This window comes from Achromobacter sp. MYb9, assembly GCF_002975275.1.
Classification (GTDB): Bacteria; Pseudomonadota; Gammaproteobacteria; order Burkholderiales; family Burkholderiaceae_B; genus Achromobacter.
Window position 1 is genome coordinate 343,993 of sequence record NZ_PCOQ01000002.1, and the last position, 14,074, is coordinate 358,066.

At 64.6% G+C, this 14,074-nt stretch carries 15 protein-coding genes; 7 read left to right on the forward strand and 8 right to left on the reverse strand.

Annotation, left to right across the window (positions count from 1 at the left end; all coding sequences use genetic code 11):
- Positions 1 to 28 precede the first annotated feature (28 nt).
- Positions 29 to 883, reverse strand: coding sequence for an MBL fold metallo-hydrolase (locus tag CQ050_RS05875; protein ID WP_105555861.1), 855 nt, complete (start codon positions 881 to 883; stop codon positions 29 to 31).
- A gap of 100 nt (positions 884 to 983) precedes the next feature.
- On the opposite strand from CQ050_RS05875, the gene CQ050_RS05880 reads away from it, so the two are divergent.
- The 4 genes from CQ050_RS05880 to CQ050_RS05895 are packed head-to-tail and all read left to right on the forward strand — an operon-like array spanning position 984 to position 3,434.
- The gene (locus CQ050_RS05880) at positions 984 to 1,319 is read left to right on the forward strand and encodes a helix-turn-helix transcriptional regulator (RefSeq protein WP_105555862.1); all 336 of its coding nucleotides are present in this window, start codon (positions 984 to 986) and stop codon (positions 1,317 to 1,319) included.
- Positions 1,316 to 1,747: a YeeE/YedE family protein gene (locus tag CQ050_RS05885; protein ID WP_105555863.1), complete on the forward strand. Its 432-nt coding sequence runs from the start codon at positions 1,316 to 1,318 to the stop codon at positions 1,745 to 1,747. The genes CQ050_RS05880 and CQ050_RS05885 overlap by 4 nt, the downstream gene beginning before the upstream one ends.
- 1 nt (position 1,748) lies before the next feature.
- Positions 1,749 to 2,168, forward strand: coding sequence for a YeeE/YedE family protein (locus tag CQ050_RS05890; protein WP_105555864.1), 420 nt, complete (start codon positions 1,749 to 1,751; stop codon positions 2,166 to 2,168).
- A gap of 18 nt (positions 2,169 to 2,186) precedes the next feature.
- Positions 2,187 to 3,434: an FAD/NAD(P)-binding oxidoreductase gene (locus tag CQ050_RS05895; RefSeq protein ID WP_105555865.1), complete on the forward strand. Its 1,248-nt coding sequence runs from the start codon at positions 2,187 to 2,189 to the stop codon at positions 3,432 to 3,434.
- 8 nt (positions 3,435 to 3,442) lie between these two features.
- On the opposite strand, the gene CQ050_RS05900 is transcribed toward CQ050_RS05895, so the two are convergent.
- The 7 genes from CQ050_RS05900 to CQ050_RS05930 all read right to left on the reverse strand — a co-directional run bounded on the left by CQ050_RS05900 (position 3,443) and on the right by CQ050_RS05930 (position 12,023).
- Positions 3,443 to 4,711: a phenylacetate--CoA ligase family protein gene (locus CQ050_RS05900; RefSeq protein ID WP_105555866.1), complete on the reverse strand. Its 1,269-nt coding sequence runs from the start codon at positions 4,709 to 4,711 to the stop codon at positions 3,443 to 3,445.
- A gap of 82 nt (positions 4,712 to 4,793) precedes the next feature.
- A complete protein-coding gene (locus CQ050_RS05905; protein ID WP_233213798.1) occupies positions 4,794 to 5,660 on the reverse strand; it encodes an ABC transporter ATP-binding protein in 867 nt (288 codons plus the stop codon).
- A 60-nt stretch (positions 5,661 to 5,720) separates the two neighbouring features.
- Positions 5,721 to 7,061, reverse strand: a complete 1,341-nt coding sequence (locus CQ050_RS05910; RefSeq protein ID WP_105555867.1) for an ABC transporter substrate-binding protein — start codon at positions 7,059 to 7,061, stop codon at positions 5,721 to 5,723.
- 150 nt (positions 7,062 to 7,211) lie between these two features.
- The gene (locus CQ050_RS05915) at positions 7,212 to 8,276 is read right to left on the reverse strand and encodes a branched-chain amino acid ABC transporter permease (protein ID WP_105555868.1); all 1,065 of its coding nucleotides are present in this window, start codon (positions 8,274 to 8,276) and stop codon (positions 7,212 to 7,214) included.
- Positions 8,277 to 8,302: 26 nt separating this feature from the next.
- Positions 8,303 to 9,232 (reverse strand): branched-chain amino acid ABC transporter permease, encoded by a 930-nt coding sequence (locus CQ050_RS05920; protein ID WP_105555869.1) that lies wholly within the window; start codon positions 9,230 to 9,232, stop codon positions 8,303 to 8,305.
- Positions 9,233 to 9,243: 11 nt separating this feature from the next.
- A complete protein-coding gene (locus tag CQ050_RS05925) occupies positions 9,244 to 10,041 on the reverse strand; it encodes an ABC transporter ATP-binding protein (protein WP_105555870.1) in 798 nt (265 codons plus the stop codon).
- Between the two features lie 5 nt (positions 10,042 to 10,046).
- Positions 10,047 to 12,023, reverse strand: a complete 1,977-nt coding sequence (locus CQ050_RS05930; protein WP_105555871.1) for a long-chain fatty acid--CoA ligase — start codon at positions 12,021 to 12,023, stop codon at positions 10,047 to 10,049.
- Positions 12,024 to 12,192: 169 nt separating this feature from the next.
- Here CQ050_RS05930 and CQ050_RS05935 point away from each other — a divergent pair, with 169 nt between their 5' ends.
- The 3 genes from CQ050_RS05935 to CQ050_RS05945 all read left to right on the forward strand — a co-directional run bounded on the left by CQ050_RS05935 (position 12,193) and on the right by CQ050_RS05945 (position 14,009).
- Positions 12,193 to 12,900, forward strand: a complete 708-nt coding sequence (locus CQ050_RS05935; protein ID WP_105555872.1) for a Crp/Fnr family transcriptional regulator — start codon at positions 12,193 to 12,195, stop codon at positions 12,898 to 12,900.
- Between the two features lie 63 nt (positions 12,901 to 12,963).
- The gene (locus tag CQ050_RS05940; protein WP_105555873.1) at positions 12,964 to 13,425 is read left to right on the forward strand and encodes a MarR family winged helix-turn-helix transcriptional regulator; all 462 of its coding nucleotides are present in this window, start codon (positions 12,964 to 12,966) and stop codon (positions 13,423 to 13,425) included.
- Between the two features lie 158 nt (positions 13,426 to 13,583).
- On the forward strand, positions 13,584 to 14,009 hold the full coding sequence (locus tag CQ050_RS05945; RefSeq protein ID WP_105555874.1) for an organic hydroperoxide resistance protein: 426 nt from the start codon (positions 13,584 to 13,586) through the stop codon (positions 14,007 to 14,009).
- Positions 14,010 to 14,074 lie beyond the last annotated feature (65 nt).

A 14,074-nucleotide genomic window follows, 5' to 3' on the forward strand; every position in this document is an offset into this window, starting at 1 on the left:
GGCGCGCAAGTGCGGCAAGGCCGCCCGGTCAGAGCGCGTCGATGGGGATTTTCAGGTAACGCACCCCATTGTCTTCCGGCGGTGGCAGATGGCCTGCCCGGATGTTCACCTGGATGGCGGGCAGGATCAAGGTGGGCATGGACAGGGTCGCGTCGCGCCGGGTGCGCATCGCGACGAAGTCGTCTTCGCTGATGCCGTCATGAACATGGATGTTGGCGGCCCGCTGTTCGGTCACCGAGGTCTGCCAATGGGCCTCGCGCGCCGGGGGCGGGTAATCGTGGCACATGAACAGCCGTGTGTCGCCGGGCAGGCGCAGCAGCCGCTGGATCGATCGGTACAACTGGTGTGCGTCGCCACCGGGGAAGTCGCAACGCGCGGTGCCCACGTCCGGCATGAACATCGTGTCGCCCACGAACGCGGCGTCGCCGACCAGATACGCCATATCGGCCGGCGTGTGCCCCGGCACGTGGATCGCGGTGGCTTCCAGCGCGCCGATGCGGAAGGTTTCGCCGTCGGCGAACAGGTGGCCGAACTGCGAGCCGTCCAGCTGGAATTCCGGCTCCAGGTTGAAAATCTGCTTGAACACGCCCTGCACGGTGCGGATGCTCTGCCCGATGGCGATGACGCCGCCCAACTGCCGCTGCAGGTAAGGGGCGGCGGACAAGTGGTCGGCATGGGCGTGCGTTTCAAGCAGCCACTGGACGGTTAGCCCTTGTTCGCGCACGTAGGCCGCCACGCGGTCTGCGCTGGCGGTGCTGCTGCGTCCCGACTTGGGGTCGTAGTCCAACACCGAATCGACGATGGCGCAGACGCTGCCGTCGTGCACGACGTAAGTGACCGTGGCGGTGACGGGATCGAAAAACGCTTGTACGTGGGGATTCATGGCCGCCCGCTGATAACAATATATATATTTAAATAATATTGTTTGATAATTTATCCGTCAATATAATGATTGGCTTCTGTACGACCTGTCTATCCGCCTTATGAATGCCGCCCTGACCGAATGCGAACTTGCCGTCCTGCGGGAATCCGCCGCCCAGGCTTGCGCGCTGCTCAAAGCGCTGGCCAACGAAGACCGCCTGCTGCTGCTGTGCCAATTGGTGCAGCAGGAGCGCAACGTCGGCGAACTGGAATCGCTGACCGGCATCCGCCAGCCGACGTTGTCCCAGCAACTGGGCGTGCTGCGCGACGAGGGGCTGGTGACGACGCGCCGCGACGGCAAGTACGTGTACTACCAAATGGCCAGTTTTGAAGTCAGCCAGGTCATGAAAACGCTATCCAGTTTGTACTGCGGCCGCGCGTTGGAGTCACTAGCATGAGTCTGGACTGGGCCGCCTTCACACCGGCGCCCGCCACGGCGGGCGGCCTGCTGATCGGCGCCGCGGCCGTGCTGTTGATGGCGGGGGCGGGGCGCATCGCGGGCATCAGCGGCATGCTTGGCGGCTTGCTGCCGCCCCAGCGCGACAGCCTGTGGCGCGTGGCGTTCCTGTTGGGCCTGTGCGCGTCGCCGTGGGTGTACCAGCTGGGGGCGGCGCTGCCGGCGGTGACCGTGGACGCGGGCACGCCGCGCCTGATCGTCGCCGGCCTGTTGGTGGGCATCGGCACCCGTTTCGCATCGGGCTGCACCAGCGGCCACGGCGTCTGTGGCCTGTCGCGCGGATCGCGGCGGTCATTGGCGGCTACCGCCTTTTTTATGGCGGCAGGCTTCGCCACGGTGTATGCCGTGCGACATCTGGCAGGGGGCTGACATGATTGCGTTGATCGCCTTTGCGTCGGGCCTGGTCTTCGGGCTGGGCCTGATCGTGTCGGGCATGGCCAACCCGGCCAAAGTACTGGGCTTCCTGGATATCGCGGGCGACTGGGATCCGTCGCTGGCGTTCGTGATGGGCGGCGCGGTGCTGGTCACGGCGGCAGGCTTCGCCGTGCTGCGCCGCCGCCGCGCCAGTGCGTCCGGCGAGCCGATGCACTGGCCCACGGCCACCCGCATCGACCTGCGTCTGGCCGCCGGCAGCCTGGCGTTCGGCGCGGGCTGGGGCCTGGCGGGATTTTGCCCGGGGCCTGCACTGGTGGCCGCTTCGGCGGGCGTGCCCGAGGCGTTGATCTTCGTAGCCGCCATGTTGGCCGGCATGGGGATATTCTCGGCGTTCGAACATTTCAACAGCCGGTAGGCCGGCGCGGAGACAGACATGCCCCAAGCACCGTCGGCAGCACAGGCGTCCGCTGATTTCGATGTGGTGGTGGTGGGTGGGGGCGCGGCCGGCATCGGCGTGACCGCCAGCCTGCTGCGGCGCCGGCCGGACCTGCGCATCGCCGTCATCGAACCCAGCGACAAGCACTACTACCAGCCCGCGTGGACGCTGGTGGGCGGCGGTGCGTTCGACGTGAAAAAGACCGTGCGCCCGACCCGTTCGGTGATGCCGTCGCGCGCCACGTGGCTGCACGCGGCGGCGGCGGGGTTCGAGCCGCAAGCGAACCGGGTACGGCTGGCGGACGGCCGCAGCGTGACCTACCAGCAGTTGATCGTGTGCCCCGGCCTGCGGCTGGCGTGGGACAAGATCGACGGCCTGTCCGATGCGCTTGGCAAACACGGGGTCACGTCCAACTACCGCTACGATCTGGCGCCTTACACCTGGGAGTCGGTGCGGTCGATGCAAGAGGGGCAGGCGCTGTTCACCCAGCCCGCCATGCCGATCAAATGCGCGGGCGCGCCGCAAAAGGCCATGTACCTGGCCTGCGACCATTGGCGCCGCGTTGGCGTACTGGGTCGCATGCAGGTCGAATTCGACCTGGCAGGCGCGGCGCTGTTCGGCGTGCCGGCATACGTGCCGCCGCTGATGCGCTACGTCGAAAGCTACGGAATCGATCTGGCCTTCAACTCTACGTTGGTGGCGGTGGACGGGCCGGCCCGCAAGGCCTGGTTCGACAGGAAGGGCGCCGATGGCGCCGTGTCCCGCGTGGAGAAGTCCTTCGGCATGCTGCACGCCGTGCCACCGCAAGTGCCGCACGACTTGGTGCGCGACAGCGCGCTGGCGGATGCGGCAGGCTGGTGCGAGGTTGACCCAGGCACCTTGCGCCACGTGCGTTTCGACAATGTGTTTGGCCTGGGCGACGGCATCAGCACCAGCAATGCCAAGACGGCGGCCGCCGCGCGCAAGCAGATCGTCACCGTGGCCGAAAACCTGATCGCCGTGCGCGAAGGCCACGCCATGCCGGTCACCTACGACGGCTATGGTTCATGCCCATTGACGGTCGAGCGCGGCCGTATCGTGCTGGCCGAGTTCGGCTATGGCGGAAAACTGCTGCCTACGTTTCCGCTGGACCCGACCGTGCCCCGCAAGAGCGCCTGGTTCCTGAAGGCCACGCTGCTGCCGTGGATCTACTGGAACGGCATGCTGCGCGGCCGCGAATGGCTCGCGCGGCCGCTGGGCAACTAAGCGAGGCGCTACTCGTAGGTGCGCACGTCGTCGATGACCTTGCCGTCGTTCGGCAGGCCGTCGGCATCCACCCATTCCACGTCGGCGCGAAGCTTGGTCACGTCGCGCACGGAGTCGGCGATACGCTGGGACAGCTCTTCGCCGCGCACGCGCGCATCCACCTTCAGCACCATGCGGTCCGATCCGGTGGTGCCGCTGATGACCAGGCGCGCGCGCAGGATTTCAGGATGGCGCCGCACCACGTCGGCGACTTGCGACGGATGCACGAACATGCCGCGCACCTTGGTGGTCTGGTCCGCGCGCCCCATCCAGCCCTTGATGCGCGTGTTGGTGCGCCCGCAAGGCGAGATGCCGGGCATGACCGCCGACAGGTCGCCGGTGCCGAAGCGCACCAGCGGATAGTCGGGGTTCAAGGTGGTGACGACCACTTCGCCGACTTCGCCGTCGGGCACGGGCTCGCCGGTACCGGGGCGCACGATCTCGACAATGATGTCTTCGCCCAGCACCAGTCCCTGGCGGGCGGGCGTCTCGAAGGCAATCATGCCCAGGTCGGCGCTGCCGTAGGCCTGGTAGCCTTCGATGCCGCGGGCCGCCAGCCAGTCGCGCAACGACGGCGGGAAGGCCTCGCCGGACACCAGTGCGCGCCGCAGCGAATCCAGCTTCACCCCCAGCTCGTCGGATTTCTCCAGGATGATCTTCAGGAAGCTGGGCGTACCCGTGTAGCCGCTGGGCGCCAGGTCCTGGATGGCGCGCACCTGTTGTTCGGTCTGGCCCGTGCCGCCCGGGAAGACCGTGCATCCCACGGCATGCGCCGCCGTCTCCATCATGGAGCCGGCCGGCGTGAAGTGGTAGGAAAAGCAGTTGTACGCCAGTTCGCCGGCGCGAAAGCCCGCCGCGTACAGGGCGCGAGCGAAGCGCCAGTAGTCGGCGCGCACGCTTTCCGGTTCGTAGATTGGGCCGGGCGAGGCGAACACGCGCATCGCTTCGCCCCAGCCGATCGCCGAGAATCCACCAAAGGCCTTGGCGGGGCCGGCGGGCGTCGCCGCATCGTCACGGCTGTGCTGCTGGCGTTCCAGCAGTTCGTGCTTGCGCAGCACGGGCAGCCGGGCCAGCGCCGCGCGCGACGTGATGGTGGCGGGATCAATGCCGCGAAGCTGCTCGGCGATCGCCGGCGCGCGCGCCATCGCCCGTGTGATCGCGCCGGGCAAGGCGGCCATCAGCTCGCGCTCGCGTTGCTCGGGCGCTCGGGTTTCCAGAACATCGAAAAACTCGGACATGGGATCGCACCCTCTCGTGTGCCGTACTGCGGTGTCGTTGCCGGCCGGGCGCCGGTCCACACCGGCGCTGCCGCTCCAGGGATCAGGCCAGCCAGCGTTTGCGGCGGCGATAGAACTTGTTGTCGCGGAAACTCTTTCTTTCGCCGCTGGAAATGCCCAGGTAAAACTCTTTCACGTCCTCGTTCTGGGCCAGGTCCAGCGCGGCGCCGTCCATCATCACGCGCCCGTTTTCCAGGATGTAGCCGTAGTCGGCATACCGCAGCGCGATGTTGGTGTTCTGTTCGGCCAGCAGGAAGCTCACGCGTTCGCGCTGGTTCAGGTCGCGCACGATCTCGAAAATTTCTTCCACGATCTGCGGGGCCAGGCCCATGGACGGTTCGTCCAGCAGGATCATGTTGGGGTTGGCCATCAGGGCGCGGCCGATGGCAGTCATCTGCTGTTCGCCGCCCGACGTATAGCCGGACTGGCTGCTGCGGCGCTGCTTCAGGCGCGGGAAATACTGGTAGACGCGCTCCAGCGCGGCAGCGGTGTCGCCGCGGCTCATGCTGCGGGTGTAGGCGCCCGTCAGCAGGTTCTCTTCAATGGTGAGGTGGGCAAAGCAATGCCGGCCTTCCATCACCTGCACGACGCCGCGCTTGACCAGTTCCGACGGGGACAGCCTTTCGATGCGCTGGCCGCGGTATTGAATATGGCCCTTGGTAACGTCGCCGCGCTCGCCCTTGAGCAAGTTCGAGATGGCGCGCAAAGTGGTGGTCTTGCCTGCGCCGTTGGCGCCCAGCAACGCCACGATCTTGCCTTCGGGCACTTGCAGGGACACGCCCTTGAGCACCAGGATGACGTGGTTGTAGATCACCTCGATCCCGTTCACGTCGAGCAGCACCTTGGGCGCGTCGGCGGCGGGGGAAGCGGCGGGTGCAGCGGTAGAGGCGGCAGTTGTTGCAGCGGTCATGACGATTCCTGCGGCGTGGTGGCGGCGGGCGCCGGCAAAGGCGCCCGCCGCCGGTTCACATCAGTTCTCGCAAGTGCGGGGCGTGATGTTCTTTTCCTTGGCGTACTTGGCCGCGGCATCCTTGACCATCGGGTCCAGGATGGTCTTGTCGGCCTGGTACCAGTCGGAGGCAACCTTGAACTTGGCGCCGTCCCACTGCACGATGCGGGCCCAATCGTCGCCCTTGTGATTGCTGCACGAGGTCTTGACCGGGCGCATGATCTGGCCGAAGCCCAGCTTGTCCAGCTTCTCTTGCGTCAGGTTCAGGTTCTCGAAGCCCCAGCGGACCTGCTCGGGCGTCAATGCCTTGCCCTTGCCGAACTTCTCTTGCGCCGTCCGAATCGCTTCCACTTGCAGCATCGAGATCATCATGCCGCGCGTGTGGGCGATGGTGCCCAGCGTGTTCTTGGCCGTCTTGTCCGAGCCCTGGCCCTTGTCGTAGACGAACTTCTTCAGGTCGTCATAGACCTTGTCGTGTTCGGCGCCGCTGTTGTGCACGGTGATGGCGTTGTAGCCCTTGGCGACATCGCCCAGGTCTTTCACGTCGCCTTCGGAGCCGGCCCACCAGATCGCGTACATCTTGTCGCGCGGGTAGCCGCTGGCCTGCGCTTCGCGGATGGCGGTGGGCGTCATGATGCCCGCGCTCCACAGCAGCACATAGGCCGGGCGTGCCTGGCGGATCTGCAGCCAGGTGGACTTTTGCTCGACGCCCGGCGCGGTCACCGGATACAGCACCAGCTCGAAGCCTTCCTTGGCGGCGCGCTTTTGCAGCAGGGGGATCGGTTCCTTGCCATAAGGCGAGTCGTGGTAGACCAGGGCGATCTTCTTGCCCTTGAGCTTGTCCATGCCGCCTTCTTTCTTGGCGATGTCCTGGATCATCACGTCGGCCGCGGTCCAGTACGTGCCCAAGAGCGGGAAGTTCCACTCGAACACGCTGCCATCGACCGACTGCGACAGGCCGTAGCCCATCGTTTCGACGGGCACCTTGTCGACCATGGCCTTGTCGCTGACCGCGAACGTGATGCCGGTGGACTGGGTGTCGAAGCCAGAGGCCCCCGTGCCCTTGCCCTTCAGGCGTTCATAGCATTCCACGCCGCGGTCGGTGGCGTAGGCGGTCTCGCATTCTTCGTACGTGATCTTGACGCCGTTGACGCCGCCGTCGCGCTCGTTGACCAGCTTCAGGTAATCCAGCTTGCCATCGGCCCACGGAATGCCCAGCGGCGCGAACGACCCGGTGCGGTACACCAGCAACGGAACGAACTGCTCTTCGGCCGCCATTGCCGGCGTGGCCACGGCGCCGACGGCGCCGGCTGCGGCCACCAGGGCTGCCGCCAACTTCAGGTTAAGACGCTTCATCTCCATTTACCTCCTGCGTGGTGTTTGGGGCAATAAACCCTGGGACACCGGGATTGGCCCGGTCTTGAGCCGGGTATTCAGGATGTGGATCACGGCACTTTTGCCGCCGCGATCCGCAGAAATCAATGCGAAATCAATTCAAGGCAATGCGCCCCTTCAGTGCGGGAAGGGCCAGATGCGCAGCTTTTCTTTTCCGATGCTCCACAGTCGCGCCAGCCCGTGCGGTTCGGCGATCAGGAAGAACACGATCAGCGCGCCGAACACCATGTGTTCGATGTGCGCGGCGGTGTCCACCGACAGCGGGATGCCCAGCGCATGCGGGATGTTCGACAGCGCGACGGGCACCAGCACGATGAAGGCCGCGCCGAAGAAGCTGCCGATGATCGAACCCAGCCCGCCGATGATCACCATGAACAGCAGCTGGAACGAACGCGTCAGGTCGAACGCCAGCGGCTCCCACGAACCCAGATGGATGTAGCCCCACAAGGCGCCCGCCACGCCGACGATGAACGAACTGACCGCGAATGCGGTGAGCTTCGCGTACATCGGGCGGATGCCGATGACCGATGCCGCCACGTCCATGTCGCGAATTGCCATCCATTGCCGGCCGATCGCGCCGCGCACCAGGTTCTTGGCCAGCAGGCTGAAGATCACCACCAGGATCAGCACGAACAGGTATTTTTCCATCGCCGATTGCACCGGCAGCCCAAACGCCGTGAGCGGCGGCACCGACACGTTGCCCGACGACGAGTAGTTGGTGAAGAACGGGATGCGCAGGAACGCCCAGTCCACGAAGAACTGTGCGGCCAGCGTGGCCACCGCCAGGTACAGCCCCCGGATGCGCAGGCTGGGGATGCCGAAGATCACGCCCACGATGGTGGCGAAGCACCCGCCCAGCAAGATCTGGGCAACCAGCGGCATGCCGGGGAAGCGGACGCCGAAGTTCCAGGCCGCATACGCGCCCACCGCCATGAAGGCGCCGGTACCCAGCGAGATCTGGCCGCAATAGCCGACCAGGATGTTCAGGCCCACCGCGGCCAGCGACAGGATCAGGAACGGGATCAGGATGGCGCGCAGCAGGTAGTCGGACGACAGCGCCGGCACGGCGATGAACGCCACCGCCAGCAGCAGCCAGATGAAGATGCGGTCCTGGCGGATCGGGAAGATCTGCTGATCGGCCCGGTAGCTGGTCTTGAATTGGCCGTTTTCGCGATAGAACATGTTTTTATCCTAGAGGGCCTGGTGGTTTACACGCGGTCGATGATCTTCTCGCCGAACAGCCCTTGCGGACGGAACAGCAGGAACACCAGCGCCAGCACATAGGCGAACCAGATTTCGATACCGCCGCCCACGAGCGACCCCAGGTAAACCTCGGACAGTTTTTCACCCACGCCGATGATCAGGCCGCCCAGGATGGCGCCCGGCACCGACGTCAGCCCGCCCAGGATCACGACCGGCAACGCACGCAGCGCCGCGGTGGACAGCGTGAACTGCACGCCGAACTTGGATCCCCAGATAATGCCCGCCACCAGCGCAACCAGGCCTGCCACGCACCACACGATCACCCAGATGCGGTTCAACGGGATGCCGATGGATTGCGCGGCCTGGTGATCGTCGGCCACCGCGCGGAGCGCGCGGCCGGTGGAGGTGTATTGGAAGAACAGCGCCAGCGTGGCCACCAGCAACGCCGCGATGACCGCCGCCGTCAGATCTTCCAGGTTGATCAGCAATCCGCCTTCGAAGACCGTGTCCAGGATCATCAGCGGATCCTTGGGCATGCCCACGTTGATGGAATACACCGAGCTGCCAAACGTGATCTGGCCCAGGCCGTCAAGGAAATAGCTGATGCCCAGCGTGGCCATCAACAAGGTCGTGGCTTCCTGGTTGACCAGGTGACGCAACACGAAGCGCTCGATGGCGACGGCCAGCAGGAACATCACGATGGCGCTGACGATGAACGCCAGCACGTTGGCCAGGATCATGTTGTCAAAGCCGAGCCAGCGCGGTATCCACTCCGAGAAGCGCGCCATGGACAAGGCGGCAACCAGCACCATCGCGCCCTGAGCGAAGTTGAAGACGCCCGATGCCTTGAAGATCAGCACGAAGCCCAGGCCGATCAGCGCATACATCATGCCGCTCATCAAGCCGCCGAATAAGGTCTCTAGAAAAAATCCCATGTCTGTCCGCCTTAGTGCGACACGCCGAGGTAGGCTTTGATGACGTCTTCGTTCGCGCGGACTTCGTCCGGGCGGCCGTCGCCGATCTTCTTGCCGTAGTCCAGCACCACCACGCGGTCGGAAATATCCATGACCACGCCCATGTCGTGCTCGATCAGCACGATCGTCGTGCCAAATTCGTCATTCACATCCAGGATGAAGCGGCTCATGTCCTGCTTCTCCTCGATGTTCATGCCGGCCATCGGCTCGTCCAGCAGCAGCAGGCGCGGCTCCATCGCCAGCGCACGGCCCAGGTCCACGCGCTTTTGCAGGCCGTAGGGCAGGCGTCCTACCGGTGTCTTGCGATAGGCCTGGATTTCCAGGAAGTCGACGATGTTCTCGACGAATTCGCGATGCCGGGTTTCTTCGCGCTCGGCCGGCCCCAGGCGGAACGCCTGCGACAGCAGCCCGCACTTCATGCGCAGGTTGCGGCCCGTCATGATGTTGTCCAGCACGCTCATGCCCTTGAACAGGGCCAGGTTCTGGAACGTGCGCGCGATGCCCATTTCGGCGGCGCGGCGCGGGTTCATCTTCGAGAAGTGCTCGCCCCGGAACGCGATGCTGCCCTGCTGCGGCGTGTAGACGCCGTTGATGACGTTCAGCATCGAGCTCTTGCCCGCGCCGTTGGGACCGATGATGGCGCGGATCTCGTGCTCGCGCACATTGAAGGAGATGTCCGTCAGCGCTTTGACGCCGCCAAAGGACAAGGAGATGTTCTGCATGTCCAGCATGACGTCGCCGATACGCTGGTCGCGGTCGTTGTTGCTCATGATCTCTACGCGGCCTTGGCGGTGATGGCGGGGAACGTCTTGACGGATCGGATCTTCAGATCGGCCGAGATCTTGCCGGAGCGTCCGTCTTCGAACTTCACTTCGGTCTCGATGAACTGCGATTGCTTGCCGCCGAACAGCGCGTCGATCAGCACGCCGTACTTCTGCGCGATGAAGGCGCGGCGCACCTTGCGCGTGCGCGTCAATTCGTCGTCGTCCGGGTCCAGTTCCTTATGCAGGATCAGGAAGCGGCTGACTTGCGAAGCCGACAGTTTCGGGTCGGTGGCCAGGTCGGCGTTGACCTGCTCGACGCATTCCGCGATCAGTTGGTAGACCTCGTCCTTGGCGGCCAGGTCGGTGTAGCCAGCGTAGGGCAGCCCGCGTCGCTCGGCCCAGTTGCCCACGGCTTCCAGGTCGATGTTGATGAAGGCGCAGACGTCTTCGCGGTCGGCGCCGAAGGCCACGGCTTCCTTGATGTGCTGGAAGAACTTCAGCTTGTTCTCGATGTACTTGGGCGCGAACAGGCTGCCGTTGGCCAGCTTGCCCACGTCTTTCGCGCGGTCGATGATCTTCAGTTGGCCGTCGGTGTCCAGATAACCCGCGTCGCCGGTATGGAACCAGCCGTCGGCGCTGCGCGCCTCGGCCGTGGCATCGGGATTGCGGTAGTACTCCTTGAAGAGGCCCGGGCTTTTGACCAGGATCTCGCCGTTGTCCGCCACCCGGATCTCGACGCCGGCCACGGGCGGGCCAACGGTGTCGTCGCGCACGTGGCCGTCGGGCTGCACGCAGACGAACACGGACGTTTCGGTCGAACCGTACAACTGCTTCAGGTTGATGCCGATAGAGCGGTAGAAGACAAAAAGGTCGGGGCCGATGGCTTCGCCGGCGGTGTAGGCCACGCGCACGCGGCTCATGCCCAGCGCATTGCGCAGCGGGCCGTAGATCAGCGCGTTGCCCAGCGCGTAGCGCAGGCGGTCCCAGGCGTTGACGGATTCGCCGTCCAGGATTTTGGTGCCGACGCGGCGCGCCAGGTTCATGCAGGCGCCGAACAGTTTGCGCTTGATGAAACCCGCGTCTTCCATGCGGATCATCACGTGGGTCAACAAGCCTTCCAGCACGCGCGGCGGCGCAAAATAGTAGGTCGGCCCGATGTCGCGCATGTCGATCGACACCGTGTCGGGCGATTCGGGGTGGTTCACGGTGAAGCCCGTGACCAGCAGTTGCGTGTACGAGAACATGTTCTGGCCGATCCATGCGGGCGGCAGATACGCCAGCACGTCTTCCTGGTCGGTCAGCTTTTCCATGTCGGACACGGCGCGCGCGCGGTCGATCAGCGCATGGTGCGTCAGCACCACGCCCTTCGGTTTGCCGGTGGTGCCCGAGGTATAGAACATGGCGGCCGGGTCGTGTGGCTGCACGGCGGCGATGGCGCGGGAAAGAAAATCCGGGTGCTGGGCGGCGTATTCCTGGCCCCGCGTTTCCAGCTGTTCATATGACAGCAGCATGGGGTCCGAGTAATGGCGCAGGCCGCGCGGATCGTCGAACACCACGTGCTGCAAGGCCGGGCATTGCTCGCGCACTTCCAGCATCTTGTCGACCTGTTCCTGGTCTTCCACGACGGCCACGCTGATCTCGGCGTCTTGCAGCACGTAGACCATCTCTTGCGCGACGGCATCCTGGTAGAGCGGCACGGGGATCGCGCCCAGCGACTGCGCCGCCATCATCGCCATATACAGGCGTGGCCGGTTCTCTCCGATGACGGCCACGTGCATGCCGGGGCGGATGCCCAGCGAGGCCAGACCGTTCGCCACATGGCGGACATGCGCCGCCACGTCGGACCACGTAAGGGTTTGCCAGATCCCCAGATTTTTTTCACGTATCGCGGGCCGCGACCCGCGAACTTCGGCATGCGCGAACAGCAGCGCTGGAAAGGTGTCCAGCGCCGCCGGCACCTGTGCAGATGCGGGCGATGAATGTGCCACGTTGTCTCCTCCGGTTTGGGCACATCGCGCCTGACCTCCGCGGGAGCGGTAGTGGCGATGAAGGGCTTGACCAGTTGGTTTTAGATTTACGGCAGGAGTTAAGGTATAAGGTTGGGTTGCTACCAACTGTCACCATCGCGACATTCAAGGAACTTTTAGGGTATTCCCGATGCAGCTAGCCGACTCCCTGCAACTTGCCGCGGCCTGGTTTCGCTTGCTCAATGCGGAACAGCAGATGCGCGTCGAACGGGACCTGACCGTGCAGCAAGTCGTTGCCGGATCGATCATAGAGCGCAAAGGCGAACTCGCCCAGGCTTGGATCGGCGTACTGGCCGGGTTGGTCAAGGTGTCGGTCGGCAATGCCGAGGGCAAAGTCGCCTCGCTGACCGGCGTGCCTGCCGGCGGCTGGATCGGCGAAGGCTCGTTGCTGAAACGCGAAGTCCGCAAATACGACATCGTCGCGCTGCGCGATTCGGTGGTGGCGCGCCTGCCGGCCCCTACGTTCGACTGGTTGCTGGATACCAGCATCCCCTTCAACCGCTATCTGCTCCATCAACTGAACGAGCGCGTGGCGCAGTTCATCGGCAAGGCGGAGCACGACCGGCTGCTGGATCCCGACGCCCGCGTGGCGCGCTGCCTGGCCGAGCTCTTCAACCCTTTGCTGTATCCGGGCATGGGGATGCGGCTGACGATTACGCAAGAAGAAGTCGGCTATCTGGCCCGGGTATCGCGCCAGCGCGCGAACCAGGCGCTGCGCAAGCTGGAAGAGGCGGGCCTGCTGAACGTGGAATACGGCGCCGTCCGCGTGCTGGATCTGGATGGCCTGAAGCTGTACGGGTCCGACCGCAGCACGGTCGAGGGCGAACAGACGGCCTGAGGCGCGCAAATTCCCAAGAAAAAAACGCTTGACGATAAATAGTGCGCTATTTAATATTGCGCAATGAAATCCAGATCCAAACCCAAAGGCGCATTGAATCCGCTGCTGCTGGATAGCCAGCTGTGCTTTGCGCTGTACTCGACGTCGCTGGCGATGAGCAAGGTGTACCGCAAGCTGCTGCGCGGGTTGGACCTGACCTATCCGCAGTATCTGGTGATGCTGGTGCTGTGGGAAGGTGACGAGATTACGGTGACGGATATCGGCGACCGCCTGTTCCTGGATTCCGCGACGCTGACGCCGCTGTTGAAGCGCCTGGAAGCGGCGGGACGGGTCAGCCGGAAGCGTGCCGTGGACGACGAGCGCCAGGTGATCGTGTCGCTGACCACGGAAGGCCGCGATTTGCGGGAGCGGGCGCAAGCGATCCCGCACGCCATCGCGGGCGCCGCGCAGTGCACGCTGGACGAGGCGCAGGGCATGATGAAGACGCTGCATGCGCTGCGAGAGAAGCTGGTCGACAGTCTTTGAAGGGAAGGATGATGCCTGTCATCATCCGGTCTAATACATAGCGCACGATGTAATCGCATGCTATTTAGTTTTAAGCAGGTCCGCAGGTTATCGGTAAGCGCCGCGGCGGGAGGGCCCGCCAGGCGAGGCAGTTCAACTTTCAATAAAGGAAACGCATCATGTCTATCGAAAAAGTTCTCTACCGCGCCAATGCCACCGCCACCGGCGGCCGTGAAGGCCGTGGCGTCAGCGACGACGGCAACCTGGACGTCAAACTGACGACGCCGCGCGAACTGGGCGGCGCGGGCGCGGCCGGTACCAATCCCGAACAACTGTTCGCCGTGGGCTATTCGGCTTGCTTCCTGGGCGCGATGAAGTTCGTCGGCGGCCGCGACAAGATCGCCATCCCGTCGGACGTGTCGGTGAACGGCATCGTCGGCATCGGGGCCATCCCGACGGGATTCGGCATCGAAGTCGAATTGAAGATTTCGTTGCCGGGAATGGAGCGTGAGTTGGCCGAGAAGCTGGTGGCGGCGGCGCACATCGTTTGCCCGTACTCGAATGCGACGCGTGGGAATATCGATGTGACGTTGACGATCGTCTGATCTTTAACCACGACGCAAGACGCCGCGTAAGCCCCACGAGGCCGCCCGCGCGGCCGGCCTGGGGC